At 39.2% G+C, this 15,270-nt stretch carries 20 protein-coding genes and 2 riboswitches; of the genes, 14 read left to right on the top strand and 6 right to left on the bottom strand.

Features of this window, described 5'->3' with window-relative positions; genetic code table 11:
- Window positions 1–12: 12 nt before the first annotated feature.
- The 3 genes from JN080_RS06185 to JN080_RS06175 all read right to left on the bottom strand — a co-directional run bounded on the left by JN080_RS06185 (window position 13) and on the right by JN080_RS06175 (window position 1,139).
- Complete coding sequence (locus JN080_RS06185) at window positions 13–288, bottom strand: ACT domain-containing protein (RefSeq protein WP_256235053.1); 276 nt, start codon at window positions 286–288, stop codon at window positions 13–15.
- 84 nt (window positions 289–372) lie between these two features.
- Window positions 373–450: riboswitch (glycine riboswitch) on the bottom strand.
- A gap of 186 nt (window positions 451–636) precedes the next feature.
- The gene (locus tag JN080_RS06180; protein ID WP_256235052.1) at window positions 637–936 is read right to left on the bottom strand and encodes a spore coat protein; all 300 of its coding nucleotides are present in this window, start codon (window positions 934–936) and stop codon (window positions 637–639) included.
- Window positions 933–1,139, bottom strand: coding sequence for a hypothetical protein (locus JN080_RS06175; RefSeq protein WP_256235051.1), 207 nt, complete (start codon window positions 1,137–1,139; stop codon window positions 933–935). Before JN080_RS06175 ends, JN080_RS06180 begins: the two co-directional genes overlap by 4 nt.
- A 130-nt stretch (window positions 1,140–1,269) precedes the next feature.
- On the opposite strand from JN080_RS06175, the gene JN080_RS06170 reads away from it, so the two are divergent.
- Genes JN080_RS06170 through JN080_RS06160 form a run of 3 tightly spaced genes read left to right on the top strand, consistent with a single transcriptional unit; the run spans window position 1,270 to window position 3,005 of the window.
- Window positions 1,270–1,479: a spore coat protein gene (locus JN080_RS06170; protein ID WP_256235050.1), complete on the top strand. Its 210-nt coding sequence runs from the start codon at window positions 1,270–1,272 to the stop codon at window positions 1,477–1,479.
- An 11-nt stretch (window positions 1,480–1,490) separates the two neighbouring features.
- The gene (locus tag JN080_RS06165) at window positions 1,491–1,850 is read left to right on the top strand and encodes a spore coat protein (protein ID WP_256235049.1); all 360 of its coding nucleotides are present in this window, start codon (window positions 1,491–1,493) and stop codon (window positions 1,848–1,850) included.
- Window positions 1,851–1,868: 18 nt separating this feature from the next.
- Window positions 1,869–3,005, top strand: a complete 1,137-nt coding sequence (locus tag JN080_RS06160) for a zinc-dependent alcohol dehydrogenase (protein ID WP_256235048.1) — start codon at window positions 1,869–1,871, stop codon at window positions 3,003–3,005.
- 65 nt (window positions 3,006–3,070) lie between these two features.
- Here JN080_RS06160 and JN080_RS06155 read toward each other — a convergent pair whose 3' ends face one another.
- Together JN080_RS06155 and JN080_RS06150 are read right to left on the bottom strand one after the other, a co-directional pair.
- A complete protein-coding gene (locus tag JN080_RS06155; RefSeq protein ID WP_256235047.1) occupies window positions 3,071–3,652 on the bottom strand; it encodes an RBBP9/YdeN family alpha/beta hydrolase in 582 nt (193 codons plus the stop codon).
- A 207-nt stretch (window positions 3,653–3,859) separates the two neighbouring features.
- The gene (locus tag JN080_RS06150) at window positions 3,860–4,045 is read right to left on the bottom strand and encodes a DUF3896 family protein (protein ID WP_256235046.1); all 186 of its coding nucleotides are present in this window, start codon (window positions 4,043–4,045) and stop codon (window positions 3,860–3,862) included.
- 460 nt (window positions 4,046–4,505) lie between these two features.
- Between JN080_RS06150 and JN080_RS06145 the strand changes: the two genes are divergently transcribed.
- The 11 genes from JN080_RS06145 (at window position 4,506) to JN080_RS06095 (ending at window position 14,086) form a co-directional block, all read left to right on the top strand.
- Window positions 4,506–5,054: a shikimate kinase gene (locus JN080_RS06145; protein WP_256235045.1), complete on the top strand. Its 549-nt coding sequence runs from the start codon at window positions 4,506–4,508 to the stop codon at window positions 5,052–5,054.
- A 20-nt stretch (window positions 5,055–5,074) separates the two neighbouring features.
- Window positions 5,075–5,839 carry a type I 3-dehydroquinate dehydratase gene (gene aroD, locus JN080_RS06140; protein WP_375141597.1) on the top strand — a complete coding sequence of 255 codons (765 nt, stop codon included), beginning with the start codon at window positions 5,075–5,077 and terminating at the stop codon, window positions 5,837–5,839.
- Window positions 5,840–6,163: 324 nt separating this feature from the next.
- Window positions 6,164–6,892 (top strand): amino acid ABC transporter ATP-binding protein, encoded by a 729-nt coding sequence (locus JN080_RS06135; RefSeq protein WP_256235043.1) that lies wholly within the window; start codon window positions 6,164–6,166, stop codon window positions 6,890–6,892.
- 22 nt (window positions 6,893–6,914) lie between these two features.
- Window positions 6,915–7,727 (top strand): transporter substrate-binding domain-containing protein, encoded by an 813-nt coding sequence (locus tag JN080_RS06130; RefSeq protein WP_256235042.1) that lies wholly within the window; start codon window positions 6,915–6,917, stop codon window positions 7,725–7,727.
- Between the two features lie 69 nt (window positions 7,728–7,796).
- Window positions 7,797–8,450, top strand: a complete 654-nt coding sequence (locus JN080_RS06125) for an amino acid ABC transporter permease (RefSeq protein ID WP_256235259.1) — start codon at window positions 7,797–7,799, stop codon at window positions 8,448–8,450.
- Between the two features lie 13 nt (window positions 8,451–8,463).
- Complete coding sequence (locus JN080_RS06120; RefSeq protein WP_256235041.1) at window positions 8,464–9,114, top strand: amino acid ABC transporter permease; 651 nt, start codon at window positions 8,464–8,466, stop codon at window positions 9,112–9,114.
- A gap of 113 nt (window positions 9,115–9,227) precedes the next feature.
- Window positions 9,228–9,330: riboswitch (TPP riboswitch) on the top strand.
- Between the two features lie 99 nt (window positions 9,331–9,429).
- Window positions 9,430–10,722, top strand: coding sequence for an acetylornithine deacetylase (locus JN080_RS06115; protein ID WP_256235040.1), 1,293 nt, complete (start codon window positions 9,430–9,432; stop codon window positions 10,720–10,722).
- Between the two features lie 2 nt (window positions 10,723–10,724).
- A complete protein-coding gene (gene tenA, locus JN080_RS06110) occupies window positions 10,725–11,396 on the top strand; it encodes a thiaminase II (RefSeq protein ID WP_256235039.1) in 672 nt (223 codons plus the stop codon).
- A gap of 7 nt (window positions 11,397–11,403) precedes the next feature.
- Window positions 11,404–12,156 (top strand): ABC transporter ATP-binding protein, encoded by a 753-nt coding sequence (locus JN080_RS06105; RefSeq protein ID WP_256235038.1) that lies wholly within the window; start codon window positions 11,404–11,406, stop codon window positions 12,154–12,156.
- Window positions 12,146–12,913, top strand: coding sequence for an ABC transporter permease (locus JN080_RS06100; protein ID WP_256235037.1), 768 nt, complete (start codon window positions 12,146–12,148; stop codon window positions 12,911–12,913). Before JN080_RS06105 ends, JN080_RS06100 begins: the two co-directional genes overlap by 11 nt.
- 156 nt (window positions 12,914–13,069) lie before the next feature.
- Window positions 13,070–14,086: an ABC transporter substrate-binding protein gene (locus tag JN080_RS06095; protein WP_256235036.1), complete on the top strand. Its 1,017-nt coding sequence runs from the start codon at window positions 13,070–13,072 to the stop codon at window positions 14,084–14,086.
- 319 nt (window positions 14,087–14,405) lie between these two features.
- Here JN080_RS06095 and JN080_RS06090 read toward each other — a convergent pair whose 3' ends face one another.
- Window positions 14,406–15,233, bottom strand: coding sequence for an alpha/beta fold hydrolase (locus JN080_RS06090; RefSeq protein WP_256235035.1), 828 nt, complete (start codon window positions 15,231–15,233; stop codon window positions 14,406–14,408).
- Window positions 15,234–15,270: the final 37 nt, after the last annotated feature.

Genomic DNA, 15,270 nt, shown 5'->3' with positions numbered 1-15,270 from the left:
TCTCTCCTTCAATTAAATTCGGTGCATTGCTTGAAAGATTTCTTCTAGCTGAATATTAATTTTTAAGCCCATATCTTCAGCTGCTGTTTTGAGATCTTCCCGAAGATTATTAAGATTTTCAACTGTTGAGACATCAATTAGCATCATCATTGTAAAAAAGTCTTGTAAAATGGTTTGACTAATGTCGAGAATGTTCATATTATTATTGGCTAAAATAGTGGTAACTCTTGAAATAATTCCAACTTGGTCTTTTCCAATCACACTTACAACTGCTCTTCTTCTTTCCATTTTTTCCACCTCATTTTTAAGAAATAAAAAAAGATTGGATAGCCCCAATCTCGATAAGTATGGAAGAGTGTGCATAATTGCACATAATCCTCCCCTGTCCTTTTGCCTGAGATTGTGAATCCTTCGGCGCCGAATATTAGCGGTCTCTCCAGAAGCTGCTCCTGCTATAGTTTTACCCATAACTTTCATCGCCTGCTCTATTCAATTAAAAAAAGCTTATCAATTGATTAATTTCCTGTCAATAACAATTGTCACTTCTAATAAAGGGGATTTATTTACTGCAAAAAATAGGGAGAAACAAGTTCTCCCTATTTGATTATGTCTTTATATAGTCTACTACATAGCCGCTTATTCTTGGGCAAGGCTTAACGCGGTATCCGTTGTGGTTAAATCAACGGTCAGCTGCTCACTTAAATGATGGGGATGATAGTAGCCTTTAGAAACCATAAAGTTGCTGACGGCTTCATGTGTATCAATGGCAGCAAATAATTGCTCCTTAAGGGCTGCGCGAAGCTCGGGTGTTGCTGCCTCTGTTAGCGCAATCGCATAGTTGTGAACGCCGGATTTTGCTGAGATTAACAAGTCTGTGGCAATGACCTGATCTGTCATACCGCCCATTCCCATCATATTTTGAATAAATTGATTCATTGACGTCCCTCCCGGTTTGTTAAAAACTGCTTCAACTGCTGAATATGTCTAGTGCCAGTAGTAACATCATTCGCAAGTAGATTTTTTAGTTCCTCATCCTGGGCAAAAGCACTCATTGTCGTTGCTTTCGTTAAACAAAGATTTTTGAAGGTTAACAGCTCATGTACATCAAGCGTTTCATGAAGGGCTAAGTATTTTGTCATTCTTCTACACTCCCTGACATTTGCATGATTTATTTTTAGGTTATCAATGACCGAGCTTCATTATTCATTTAGGAGCCTGTTTGCATAATATCATTGTGAAAACGGGGAAAATAGCCTGGAGGTGATGATGATGGACCAGGATAACTTGGCATTACATGAAACGATGGAGACACATGAAATTTTAAACTTTAAAACCGTATGTTTATTGCGTTCTAAATTGATGCAAGGTTTATGCTTTGATAATGAATTAAAAGCGTTAATGGAGAAGGACGTCCAGCAATCAATTAAAGATGTCAATGAACTGCTTGGATTTTACAAACAAATACCAAAAGGACATTAGGTGGAGATGACATGGAAGATTACTTAGATCCAAGAAATGCAGAAGGGATGCCCAATTTAGCAGATTCAGCTTTTGCATTGGATTTTCTATTATCAGTGAAAAATGGAATTAGAAACTACGGATTTGCAATAACAGAAACGGCAAATCCAGAATTAAGAATGGCTTTACGTAGACAACTGGATACTGCTATTGAACTACACGGTGAAATATCCGAATTGATGATGAAAAAAGGCTGGCTCCATCCATATGATGTTGATGAGCAATTTCCAATCGATATAAAAGCAGCTGAGACTGCGGTACAAATTGCGTCCTTAAATATCTATCCAAGTGATACGGACCGAAGGGGAATGTTCGCAACGCCAAATAAATAGAAAGGAGGTGGCTCCAGTATGAAGGCAGTTACATACCAAGGAATTAAAAATGTTCAGGTTAAAGAGGTAAAAGACCCGACAATTAAAAATGCAGATGATATTATTGTAAAAATAACAACTTCGGCCATTTGCGGTTCTGATTTGCATTTAATTCACGCGATGATTCCAAATACACCAACAGATTATGTGATTGGACACGAGCCAATGGGTATTGTTGAAGAAGTTGGTTCAGAGGTAACAAAACTAAAAAAAGGAGATCGGGTCATCATTCCGTTTAACGTTAGCTGCGGGCACTGCTGGTATTGTACGCACGACCTGACAAGCCAGTGTGATAATTCCAATCCACACGGTGAACAAGGCGGCTTTTTTGGCTACTCGGAAACAACGGGCGGATATGCCGGCGGTCAAGCCGAATATATGCGGATTCCTTTTGGAAATTTTACTCCCTTCAAAATTCCTGACGAATGTGAAATGGAAGATGAAAAGTTAGTCTTATTGGCGGATGCAGCTGGGACCGCCTATTGGAGTGTTGATCACGCAGGAGTGAAGGCTGGCGATACTGTTATCGTTTTAGGCTGCGGTCCTGTTGGCTTACTTGCTCAAAAGTTTGCCTGGCTAAAAGGGGCAAAAAGAGTGATTGCTGTTGATTATATTGATTATCGTTTGGAACATGCAAAGAAAACAAATAAAGTTGAAACCATTAATTTTGAGCAGCATGATAATACAGGTGAATATATGCGCGAGATTACCCAGGGAGGTGCAGATGTTGTCATTGACGCAGTTGGTATGGATGGGAAAATGACTCCACTGGAATTCCTGGCAACTGGCTTGAAGTTAAATGGCGGAACACTGAGTGCAATTGTGATTGCCAGTCAGGCTGTTCGCAAAGGCGGTACCATTCAGGTAACAGGTGTTTACGGCGGACGTTATAATGCTTTCCCGCTAGGCGATTTATTTCAACGAAATATTGATCTAAAAATGGGGCAGGCACCAGTAATCCCATACATGCCATTTCTTTATAATCTTTTTGCTGAGGGAAAAGTAGACCCAAGTGATATTGTTACCCATGTCCTTCCACTTGCTCAAGCAAAGCACGGCTATGAGGTGTTTGATACAAAAACAGAAGGATGTATAAAAGTAGTGCTTAAGCCGTAACGTTAGGGATCAAATTCATAAAACCCAGCTTGCTGGGTTTTATGATCAAGTAATGGGACGACAATTTAGATACACACTTCTTCATTTTTTTTAACCATTTTCATGCAAAGATCTAGAATCAAAGGCCATTTGCCATGACCTGATTGAACATTAATATGGCCATGGTTTTGTAAAATAATCGAGGGTAAATTAAAGTTGTAGTAATTACGAGCATCTTCCATGCTGCAAAACGGATCATTTGTGGAATGTATGAATAACGTTTTTTTCGAAATCCTCGTAAGATTCTTTCTGCTTAATGGGACTGGGAAAAAAGACTTTGCAGCAGGAATGACGACTGCTGGGGAAGGCGGCGCCACAAGGATCACTTGATCAGCAATTTGATAGTTTACTGCTGCAGCATAATGCTGCCACAGTAAGCCCCCGAGACTATGAGTAATGATTATCTTTTTATGGTGCTTTGGTACAGTATCCAGCGTAGATTTTAACTCTTTTAGCCAAACATCCTTATTTGGTCGGTTGAATTTTGAAAAAACAGGGTAAACTACATTGAAATTATGCTGCTTTAATGTATTTGCTAACCAAGTTTGCCAGTGGCTCAGTCCGCTTCCGCCAAGTCCATGGATAATAACAAAACTATATTCAGTCATAGAATTCTCCTTTAAATATAATTAATCCGATAAGTTAAATGGGTATTTAAAAAGATTATACCTTCTTTTGCTAAAAATGACAATAAAGAAAACTCGCCAATTGGCGAGCTTTCTGGGCGAAGATAGAGGCGAAGTTGCACTTATGCGTTGAGAATTTATGAATATACATTCTGATTAGCCAAAAAAAAGGAGCCATTCTCGCTCCTTTTAATGAACAATGGCTCCTCGTTCAAAGTGGTTCATATCGGTTAATTCAATAATATAATTGAAGTTATCAATTGATTTTTTGATGGTTTCAAATTCTTCTTTTGTCAGGTTTGGATTGTTTAATTTTTTTACTAAGGCAAGTTTAGTGGCTTCCAAATTTTCTTTTACTTCTATATAGTTCATCATTTTAACATCCCTTCCTTACTTAAAGATTTAAAACGCTGGCCTCACGAAGCAACATTTAATATAAATCTTGCAATCAATTCTGCTGCACAATCTAATGGCTGACTACATATTTAAAAATATTTTCTCTCTTTCTATATCTTTATTTTATAAAAAATAAGATGAAATGGTAGTGCAAGCTGTTGCAAATATGTGAAACCTTAGTTACAAAATTTAAAACGTTTCAAATGGTGTATTCTTTGTTAAACAAAAGAGTTTGTGTTTTTACTTAAAAACGTTTCTAACTGAATTAATAAACTACTTTTTCTTTAATAAAGGTGTTTTACGGGTTATGATTAATATCGATAATTACATATGGTATGATACATTTAAGTAAATTTATTATGACAAAAATCGAATATTGTGAATTGGACACTATTATAAAATGAATAGGTTTGTTCGTTTTTGTAGAGGGGGAATAACGTTGCGAAATGGTGAACTTCCATTAAAGGAAAGAAGTATCGTTTTTATTGGATTTATGGGTGTAGGAAAAACGACAATTGGAAAAGTTGTGGCCAAAAAGCTTTATCGTGATTTTATTGATATTGATGTTGAGCTTGAAAAAGAATTTAAGATGCCCATTCCTCAAGTGTTTAAGGAATTTGGGGAGAAAGCCTTTAGAGAAAGAGAAAAGGAACTGACCGTCAGCTTGGCAAAGCAAAAGCTTCATGTGATTTCTGTTGGCGGCGGTGCTTTTCTACAGGAAGAAATTAGAAAAGCATGCTTAGACTCTTGTATTGTGTTTTTCTTAGACTTATCCTGGGATACGTGGAAGGATCGGATCAACGTACTCATTGATAGCCGTCCGGTACTGCAAGGAAAAACAATTGAAGAAATCGAAGAACTTTTTAATAGTAGACGAGAAATATATGAGGTACATCATTCAAAAGTGAATACCGATAACCATGATATCGAAGAAATAGCCGATTATATTGTAGATTCGTTAAAATTAACCTGGGAGCTTTATAATTAGCATCGGAGGGGTTGAAAATGGTGGTAAAACCAGTAATCATTAATGGCGTTACCATTGGTGACAGTATTCCAAAGGTATGTGTCCCTATGGTTGGTGAAACGGTATCAGCTTTAATCGAAGAAGCAGCATTTCTTAACACGATTGACCTGGACGTAGTAGAATGGCGCGTTGACTTTTTTGAAGATTTGGAAAAAGTAGATGCCGTAAAGGCAGCACTTACTAAGATTCGTACGATTTTAAGAGAAAAACCTCTTATCTTTACGCTTCGCAGTGCAAAAGAGGGTGGAAACAAGCAAGTCAGTGAGGAATATTACCTTGAGTTGAATAAAGCTGTTACCGAAACAGGGCTGGTTGATATCATCGATGTTGAGTTGTTTAGCAATGAAAATGATATTAAAACGCTTATTGAAACGGCACATGCCAATAACACGTTTGTTATTATTTCCAATCATGATTTTGCTAAGACACCACCTAAAGATGAAATTGTTTCCCGGCTTTGTAAAGAGCAGGACTTGGGTGGTGACATCCTTAAAATTGCGGTCATGCCAATTCATTCAGCCGATGTGCTGACCTTATTGGACGCAACAAATACGATGAAAGAACGATTTGCCGAAAGACCAATGATTACGATGGCGATGGGTGGAAAGGGTGTCATCAGTCGGTTGGCTGGAGAAGTTTTTGGATCAGCACTAACCTTTGGCGCAGCTAAAAAAGCCTCCGCACCAGGGCAGATAGCTGCTGCGGAGTTGCGGTCAATTCTAACTGTTTTACATGAAAATCTATGAATTTATTATAGAAAGGCAGATTCATCACTGTGATCAACAGGGGGATATCTGTCTGTTTTTTTTGAAATATAGATATCGTAGTTTACTCGAACAAATGAACCAACAGCATTTTTCAAAAAGAGTGGGAAACCAGCCGTTATTGACAGGGCGTGTCTTTATTTAACACGGGGGAAATCCCAAAGTTTTCCTCGTATAATTTAAAAGGTTTGACCTATGTCTAAAACATATATTATAATTAATTATATACATATTTCTGAAAATTAACAATCATCATAATAAATATACAATTTGGCTTGACTGTCTCTTAAGTGGGAGGAATGGATTATGATTGTTTTTGATAAAGTAAACAAGTTTTTTGGAGACTTTCACGTCTTGAAAGATATTAATCTTACAATCAATCAAGGTGAAGTTGTTGTTGTGATCGGACCTTCCGGGTCTGGTAAGAGCACGCTGCTGCGCTGCATCAATAAGCTTGAAACCATTACGGATGGAACACTATTGGTCAATAATGTAGTCGTTAATGACAAAAAAACAGATATTAATAAAGTAAGAAGAAATATAGGGATGGTTTTTCAGCATTTTAATTTATATCCTCATAAAACCGTTTTAGAGAATATCACCCTTGCCCCGATCAAAGTCCTCGGACAGTCTGAAAAAGAAGCAAAAGAGATTGCACAATATTATCTTCAAAAAGTAGGAATCCCTGAAAAAGCAAATGTATATCCTCAACAGCTATCCGGGGGACAGCAGCAACGTGTAGCGATTGCCCGCAGTCTTGCCATGAAACCTGAAATCATGCTGTTTGATGAACCAACTTCTGCGTTAGACCCCGAAATGATTGGGGAGGTATTAGAGGTAATGAAAAACCTGGCAAGGGAAGGCATGACAATGGTGGTGGTCACACATGAAATGGGATTTGCGAAAGAGGTAGCAGACCGCATTGTCTTTATAGACCAAGGGGAAGTTCTGGAGGAAGCAATTCCGGCTGAATTTTTTGCGAACCCGCGTGAAGAGAGGGCCCGCCTATTTCTTAGCCGTATGTTAAATCATTAATACATAAAAGGGAGGAAACAGAATGAAAAGGTTTTTTAAATTGATGTTCATCTCTATGCTCACACTTTCTTTGCTTGCTGCATGTAGCAGTGGAAAAACAGAGAAAACGAGTACAAGCAATGAAACAAAAGGTGTAATGGACCAAATTAAAGCGAAGGATAAAATCGTCTTTGGGGTAAAAAATGATACTCGCTTGTTTGGTTTGAAAAATCCAAGCACTGGTGAAGTGGAAGGATTCGATATCGATATCGCTAAACAGCTTGCCAAACAAATTCTTGGTGATGAAACAAAGGTAGAGTTTAAGGAAGTAACTTCGAAAACAAGAATCCCAATGCTGAATAACGGTGATGTTGATGCTGTTATTGCAACGATGACAATTTCGGAGGAACGTAAAAAAGAAGTCGATTTTACAGATGTGTATTTTAAAGCTGGACAGTCATTACTTGTTAAAAAAGGCAGTAAAATTAAAGGCCTTCAAGATTTAAAGAGTGGGACAAAAGTATTGGCAGTTAAAGGGTCAACATCTGAAATCAATATTCGCGAAAAGGCGCCACAAGCTCAATTATTGGAATTTGAAAATTATGCAGAAGCTTTTACAGCCTTAAAAGCAGGAAAAGGGGATGCTTTAACAACGGATGATGCCATCCTTTATGGAATGGTTGCTGAAGATCCGTCCTTCCAATTGGTAGGGGGAACATTTACGGAAGAACCGTACGGAATTGCTGTGAAAAAAGGAAATACTGATCTTGTTAACAAGCTAAATGCAGCTTTAAAAGCTATTAAGGACTCTGGTAAATACGACGAAATCAAAAATAAATGGATTAAACAGCAATAATCATCCATTTGCTGTAGCAATCAGGATGGGCAGCAATGCTCATCCTGATTTATTAAGAGGAGTTGGCGTATAATGGATTTTTCAATTTTAACTGATCACCTAAATTTATATTTAGAGGGTTTTAAGAATACAGTCATTGCCAGCCTAATCGCACTAGTTTGCAGTTTTTTTCTCGGAACACTGATTGCGGTCATGAGGATCGCTCCAATAAAACCACTGAACTGGATGGGGGCCATCTATGTTGAGCTTTTTCGGAATATTCCTGTTCTCATTATTACCTTCTTTTTTTATTTCGGACTTGCATCAATTGGGGTTGCGTTTGATGGTTTGACAGCAGGGACGATTGCACTTACTGTTTATACGGCATCATTTATAGCTGAAGCCATACGTGCCGGGATCGTAGCTGTTCCAAAAGGTCAGATGGAGGCCGCACGTTCTTCAGGACTTACATACAATCAAGCAATGAGATTTATTATTCTGCCCCAGGCTATCAAAATTGTTATTCCACCGCTGGGCAACCAATTTATTAATCTAGTAAAGAACTCTTCTATCTTAGGGGTTGTTGCCGGGCTGGATTTAATGTATCAGGCTGATCTTATTTCTACTCGCTCATTTGTTACCTTTGATGTGTACATATTTGTTGCTGTATTTTATCTAATTCTAACTATTCCTTTAAGTCTTGGCGTTAGTTATTTTGAAAAGCGCTTAACGAAGAGTAATTGAAAGGGGTGGCGTAATGGATTTTTCTGGTGCATATACTCCAGATCACCTCAAATTTTTGCTGGAGGGTTTTGGCGTTACATTAAAAGTGGCTGTTATTTCAATCATATTAAGTTTCATTGGCGGCGGAGTAATTGGAATTTTACGATATGCACGTATTCCTATTTTCTCCAAAATACTGGCAGTAATGGTAGAGACGATTCGTAACCTGCCATTACTTCTTATCATTTTCTTTACTTATTTCGCGCTTCCGGAGATTGGTGTTAAATTACCAATTACTGTTGCTGCGATTACCGCTTTGACTTTGTTTGAATCAGCGATGCTGTCAGAAATTATTCGCAGCGGTTTAAATTCGATTGATAAAGGACAAATTGAAGCTGCCCGTTCCTCAGGATTGGACTATGTACAAACCCTGAGATATGTTATTTTACCACAGGCTCTTCGACGGATGGTACCGCCCATCGTCAGCCAATTTATTTCGCTGTTAAAGGACACCTCTTTAGCGGTGGTTATTGCTCTACCGGAATTAACACATAATGCCCAAATTATTTATGGACAAAAAAGCGGGTATGTGATCCCGATGTTGATAATCATTGCATTCATGTATTTTGCAGTTAACTATTGCTTGTCATTGATTGCGAGAAGATTAGAGGTAAAGAGATTCTAACTAGACCTGGCCGTGAAATAGGCCAGGTCTTTTGTGTAGAGGGTTCACCATATTACTTTACTTATTTTTTTGATATGCTACACTTTAAAAGTACTTGCCAATTTAATAATCTTTAATTTCACTAGGGGAGCCGCAGGCTGAGATGGGACGCATGTTCTAAACCCTTTGAACCTGATCTGGATGATGCCAGCGGAGGGAAGATGAAACAACAATTTATCTTTTATGTTGATCTAGGATTTGTTTTCAACCCGCTCATTTCTCCGGAAATTAAGCGGGTTTTTATTTTTTCAAATAGACTTCTTTGGGAGTGAGCATATGAGTCAGACATCTAATGAACTGATCGAAAAAATTTCACATGAAGTTACGGCCAGGAAAGATGAATTATTGCACTTATTAGCTGATTTAATTGCATTTCCTACAATTAGTCCTCCTGCACGGAATACGAATGAGGTGCAGGGATTTATCAGCGGCTATTTAAATGAATTGGGCTTTAAAACAGATATGTGGGAGGTTTACCCTGGTGATTCGAATGTTGTAGGGATATTACCTGGAACATCTCCGGGGCTTTATAAAAGTTTAATTGTAAACGGTCATGTTGATGTGGCAGAGGTTGGGAACGATAATGAATGGGACTCCTCTCCTTTTAAGACATGGATAAAAGATCCCTATGTGTATGGGCGCGGTGTTGCCGATATGAAGGGCGGAATCGCGGCATCGCTAATCGCCATTAAGATTTTAAAGGAACTTGGGATACCTCTTCATGGTGACCTCCAATTTCAGTCAGTTATTGGTGAAGAAGTTGGTGAGGCTGGGACATTGGCATGTACAGAAAGAGGATATACAGCAGACTACGCAGTTGTAGTCGATACAAGTGATTTACATATTCAAGGCCAAGGCGGCGTCATTACAGGTTGGATTATCGTTGAAAGCAAAGAAACCTATCATGATGGTATCCGCTCGAAAATGATTCACGCTGGTGGCGGTGTACAAGGAGCCAGCGCGATTGAAAAAATGATGAAGGTTATTTCTGGTTTGCAGGAGCTTGAACGGCATTGGGCTGTTACCAAGAGCTATGAAGGTTTTGCCCCTGGTGTGAATACAATAAATCCGGCTGTAATTGAAGGAGGCAGACATGCCGCTTTTATTGCCGATCGCTGCGCTTTGTGGATTACTGTTCATTTTTATCCAGATGAAGACTATGAAGAAGTAACAAAGGAAATTGAACAGCATATCCAAGCAGTAGCTAGTGCTGATCCGTGGCTCAAAGATAATCCACCGCAATTTGTTTGGGGCGGAAAGTCAATGATTGAAGACCGCGGCGAAATTTTTCCTTCGTTAGAAATTGATCCCGAGCATCCCGGAACAAGCTGCCTGGCAAACATCTATCAAAGCTTATTATCAGAAAAAACGCAGATTGGCATGTCTTCAACCGTTACGGATGCTGGTTGGTTGGGCCGGGCCGGTATTCCAACCGTTATTTTCGGGCCGGGAAAATTAGAAGATGCCCATGCGGTAAATGAAAAAGTGGAGATTCAGCAATTGTTAGATTTCACGAAAGTCCTTGCTGTCTTTATTGCTGAGTGGTGCAATACTAGAAAGGGGGAATAACGATGAAGTTCTCACAAACTCTTTATGAAAAAGTAAGTGAGGTTTGGGATAAGACCCATCGGCATCCTTTTGTTGTTGGTTTAGGCACAGGGGAGTTACCGGTTGAATCATTTATCCGCTATATGAAGCAGGATTATGTGTTTTTGATTGATTATGCTAAGTTGTTTGCATTCGGAGCAGTGAAGGCAAGAGATATTGAAACGATGGGGTATTTTGCTAAGCTGCTTGATGAAACCTTACATGGAGAAATGGATCTACACCGCCATTATGCTGAGCGGTTTGGGATTACCAATCAGCAGCTTGAGGAAACAAAGCCAACGCCGATCAATCTAGCCTATACCCGCTATATGTTAAATGTTGCCCAAAACGGCTCGTTAGAAGAGCTGATTTCCACCTTGCTGCCGTGTATGTGGAGTTATTGGGAAATCGGCAAGCTGCTGGCTAAAAATTATCCAGACTCAACCGAACATCCTTTATACGGCAATTGGATTAACATGTACGCCTCGAAAGAATTCGGAGCCTTGGCCACTTGGTTGATTAATCTGTTAGATCAATTAGTTGATGGCAAACCACAAAGGGAACTGGACATAATCGAAGAACACTTCCTAACAACATCCCGGTTTGAATACATGTTTTGGGATATGGTTTACCAGGGGGGCGATTGGCCTGTCTGACACAGCAATGTTAGCAATAAAAGAACTAGAATTTTCCTTTCCAATTGAGGATGGCAACAAGCTGATTTTTCAAAATGTATCGATAAATGTTAAGCAAGGAGAGTTTGTGTCCCTTATCGGCGCAAGCGGGTCTGGAAAAAGCACCTTGTTTAGGCTGATTACTGGTTTGCTGGAGCCGAAACAAGGGGAAATATGGATTGCCGGCGAATTGGCCGCTAATCGGTTAGGGAAAGTTGGCTATATGCCGCAAAAGGATTTGCTGTTGCCATGGAGAACAGTAATGGACAACATTTTGCTACCACTGGAGCTTACCAAGGAAAATAAGCATCCAAAAATGGCGGAAATCCGTGAATGGTTATCCCGGTTTGGATTAGCCGCCTATGAAAAAGCATACCCACATGAACTTTCTGGAGGAATGAAACAGCGGGTCGCTTTTTTACGAACCATTATGACTGGCAGGGATCTCTTACTATTAGATGAGCCATTTGGTGCCCTCGATGCATTGACAAAACGGAAAATGCATAGCTGGTTATTGGAATTATGGGGAGATTTACAGAAGACAGTGTTATTTATTACCCATGATTTAGAGGAAGCAATTCTATTGAGTGATCGAATCTATTTGCTGCCAGGTCTCAGCGGTCAGAAGGTTCAAGAGTTGAAAGTTAACTTACCAAGGCCAAGAAGTCCAGAACTTATCTATCAATCGGAGTTTATTACGATGAGAAAAGAACTGGAGAGGCTGATTTCTGATGAAAACTAACTTGAAAAAATGGACAGAAAACTATGGCTTGTTTGTTTTGGTTGTCGTCCTTCTGTTCAGTATCTGGGAATGGGTCGTTCGAAAGGGATGGATCCCATCATTTATTTTACCTTCTCCATCGGCCATTTGGAACTCGTTACTAGATAATCGGCAGCTTTTATTAGGTGTACATTTACCCGTTACGCTTGAGGAGGTCTTAATTGGTTTTGCGCTCTCGGTTATCGGCGGGATTCTCTTAGGTGTCGGCATGCACTTTTGGCGGCCGCTTGAAAAGGTCCTCTATCCGTTTCTCGTTATTTCGCAGACGATACCACTGATCGCTATTTCACCAATTTTTATTATGTGGTTTGGATATTCGATTTGGAGCAAAATCGCGGTGACAATTCTTACTGCCTTCTTCCCGATTGTAGTAAGCACCTATGATGGACTTAAATCTGGAGGTGATGAATACCGGGAATTGCTACTGACAATGGGTGCGAACCGTTGGGATCTTTTTAAGAAAATTCAGGTGCCGCTTGGTTTGCCGATTTTTTTATCGGGCTTGAAAATGTCAGTCGTTTATTGTGTTGTCGGTGCAACGGTTGGGGAATGGCTGGGTGCAAGCGAGGGTCTCGGCTATTTTAGCCGGAGAATGTCAGGAAGTTTGCAGGCTGACGCCGTATTTGCAGCAGTATTTTTACTTTCATTAATGGGAATTGTCTTATTTTTATTCATTAGTTTATTAGAAAAGCAATTATTGAAAAACCGGGTTAGATAAAACCTGGCAGGAATTTGTTATGAGCCATTTCGCAGAGTTATGAGCCATTTTGGGCTTGTTATGACCCATTATATATAGGGTATGAACCATTTTCAGCAGGTTATGAGCATTTTAACAATATATGTAAATAGAGAAGTACGGAAGGAAGAAATTTAGATGAAAAAGATATCTACTTTAATGATTTGTTTGTTATTACTCTTATTGAGTGCTTGCAGTAGCGGAACAAAAAATGACCAAACAGCAACAGAAAAAAACACTGAATCCAATAAAAATTTACAAAAAGTAACGTTAATGTTGGATTGGTATCCAAATGCCGTTCACTCGTTCCTGTACGTTGCCCAGGAAAAAGGGTATTTTAAAGATCAAGGCTTGGATGTAACGATTCAAATGCCGGCGGATACAAACGATCCACTTAAGTTGGTTGCAGCTAACAAGATCGATATGGCTCTAAGCTACCAGCCTCAAATTGTAATTGCGCGTGATCAAAATATTCCTGTTCAATCGTTTGCAGCAATTGTACGTCATCCTTTAAATGTTTTAATGGTTCCAAGTAATGGACCGATTCAATCACCAAAAGATTTAGGGTCAGGAAAAACAATCGGATATCCATCCGTTCCATTAGATGAGGCGATTGTCCAAACAATGGTCAAGACTGACGGCGGCGATCCAACTAAAATCAAAATGGTTGATGTCGGCTGGGACCTAATTCCGGCAATGGCAACGAAAAAAACAGATGCCCTTATCGGTGGTTATCTTAACCATGAAAAATTATTGCTTGATAAAGAGGGACACCCTATGACCGCTTTTAGTCCTGAAAAATATGGGGTGCCAGATTATTATGAATTAGTGATGGTCGCAGGAGAAAAAGCCTTAAAACAAAAACCGGAAGTATTTAAAAAGTTTATGGCTGCTGCTTCGAAGGGACAACAATATGTCCAAAAACACCCAGAAGAAAGCTTAAATATTCTCTTCAAGCATGAAGACAAATCCTCACCGCTTGATAAAGCAGTAGAAACAAAGAGTTTACAAATTCTTCTTCCAATGATGGATGCGAAAGATAAGTCATTCGGCTATCAGGATCCGGCTACATGGGAGAATATTTCTAAGTGGTTATATGATAGTAAGGTCATTAAAACAAACGTAAAAGCAAACGATACATTTATAAATATGTAAAGAACAAAAGCGCCTGTTTAGTGCACGACAGGACTGGAGCCCACTGACTGAGATAAAGGAAACATGGAGAGCGTAAGCACATTCGTGCTTGACTTATCATAGGGAAGTTGGCGAAGTACACTAGTCGCTGGGTGCTGGCCGACTAAAAACGCCGCCGACCTGGCGGCAACGTCGGTACTAGCACTTCCTGTGCGTCGGAGCTAGACGGTTATCTAAGTTGAAAATTTATGCTTTCTTATTCTTTAAAAAAGGACAGCCTTCCATAGCATGGAGGCTGTCCTTTGCGTTTTAAATGTAAAGTTTTGATATCTGTTGATTGCTACCTGTCCCTTGTTAGAAAACCTCTTATTTGCTGGTAGACTTCGAATGGTCGTTCTTCGGGGACTGCATGTCCAGTTTCAGTTAAAACAATAAGCTGCGAATTCGTTAAGTCCTTGCGTAACTGTTTACCAATATGGAGTGGAACAGATTTGTCGTGCTCTCCCCAAATCAGCAAGCAGGGTGTTTGAATGCTGTTAAGTGCATTGACAGGAAGGTCGCCTTCGCGGTGGCGAATCATTCTTCCAAGGGCGACGAAAATTTCATTTCGCAGAAATGGTTCTAGATATCCGTTTATCATTTCATCATTTATTAAAGTATGATTATAGATCGAATCCTGGAGGTTTTTCTTAACACCGGTTCGAGCTAACCAATATTTAATAAATAGGTGGAAAAATGGGATATAGCTTGAAAAAATAAGTGGCAAGGATGACCGCTTTAAATAGGAGGAACTACTAATTAGAACTGCCTTTTCAGCAATATTTGGCATAAAGTGAAGCATATTAAGAGCAATCTGCCCACCCATGGAATGTCCAATTAAAACAATATCTTTTAAACCAAGAAGCTCAATCAGCTGGATGACGGTATTTGCCATATTTTTATAGGAGTACACAAAACGGTTTGATTTTTCACTTTTACCAAATGGCGGTAAATCAACTGATAAAACTTGAAATTCCTGAGTTAATAATGGGATTAAATGACGAAAAGTAAAAGTAGAGGAAAGAAACCCATGCAATAAAACAACTGTTTGTGCCGATTGTTTCGGGTATAGTTCATAATAAACATTAATGTTATTTATTGCTTGATGCTCATTAATTGCTTGTTTCATAACCTTCCTGGTTACAAAAATCTATTAAAAACTACTA

Origin of the sequence: Bacillus sp. EB600 (genome assembly GCF_024494385.1) — a bacterium.
Taxonomy (GTDB): Bacteria; Bacillota; Bacilli; order Bacillales; family Cytobacillaceae; genus JAEVLT01.
This window is presented reverse-complemented; position numbering and strand designations above follow the sequence as displayed.

Bases quoted from the DNA above. Each gene is read 5' to 3' on its own strand.
- JN080_RS06185 (WP_256235053.1), bottom strand. From the start codon at position 288: ATGGAAAGAAGAAGAGCAGTTGTAAGTGTGATTGGAAAAGACCAAGTT.
- JN080_RS06180 (WP_256235052.1), bottom strand. From the start codon at position 936: ATGAATCAATTTATTCAAAATATGATGGGAATGGGCGGTATGACAGAT.
- JN080_RS06175 (WP_256235051.1), bottom strand. From the start codon at position 1,139: ATGACAAAATACTTAGCCCTTCATGAAACGCTTGATGTACATGAGCTG.
- JN080_RS06170 (WP_256235050.1), top strand. From the start codon at position 1,270: ATGGACCAGGATAACTTGGCATTACATGAAACGATGGAGACACATGAA.
- JN080_RS06165 (WP_256235049.1), top strand. From the start codon at position 1,491: ATGGAAGATTACTTAGATCCAAGAAATGCAGAAGGGATGCCCAATTTA.
- JN080_RS06160 (WP_256235048.1), top strand. From the start codon at position 1,869: ATGAAGGCAGTTACATACCAAGGAATTAAAAATGTTCAGGTTAAAGAG.
- JN080_RS06155 (WP_256235047.1), bottom strand. From the start codon at position 3,652: ATGACTGAATATAGTTTTGTTATTATCCATGGACTTGGCGGAAGCGGA.
- JN080_RS06150 (WP_256235046.1), bottom strand. From the start codon at position 4,045: ATGATGAACTATATAGAAGTAAAAGAAAATTTGGAAGCCACTAAACTT.
- JN080_RS06135 (WP_256235043.1), top strand. From the start codon at position 6,164: ATGATTGTTTTTGATAAAGTAAACAAGTTTTTTGGAGACTTTCACGTC.
- JN080_RS06130 (WP_256235042.1), top strand. From the start codon at position 6,915: ATGAAAAGGTTTTTTAAATTGATGTTCATCTCTATGCTCACACTTTCT.
- JN080_RS06120 (WP_256235041.1), top strand. From the start codon at position 8,464: ATGGATTTTTCTGGTGCATATACTCCAGATCACCTCAAATTTTTGCTG.
- JN080_RS06115 (WP_256235040.1), top strand. From the start codon at position 9,430: ATGAGTCAGACATCTAATGAACTGATCGAAAAAATTTCACATGAAGTT.
- tenA (WP_256235039.1), top strand. From the start codon at position 10,725: ATGAAGTTCTCACAAACTCTTTATGAAAAAGTAAGTGAGGTTTGGGAT.
- JN080_RS06105 (WP_256235038.1), top strand. From the start codon at position 11,404: ATGTTAGCAATAAAAGAACTAGAATTTTCCTTTCCAATTGAGGATGGC.
- JN080_RS06100 (WP_256235037.1), top strand. From the start codon at position 12,146: ATGAAAACTAACTTGAAAAAATGGACAGAAAACTATGGCTTGTTTGTT.
- JN080_RS06095 (WP_256235036.1), top strand. From the start codon at position 13,070: ATGAAAAAGATATCTACTTTAATGATTTGTTTGTTATTACTCTTATTG.
- JN080_RS06090 (WP_256235035.1), bottom strand. From the start codon at position 15,233: ATGAAACAAGCAATTAATGAGCATCAAGCAATAAATAACATTAATGTT.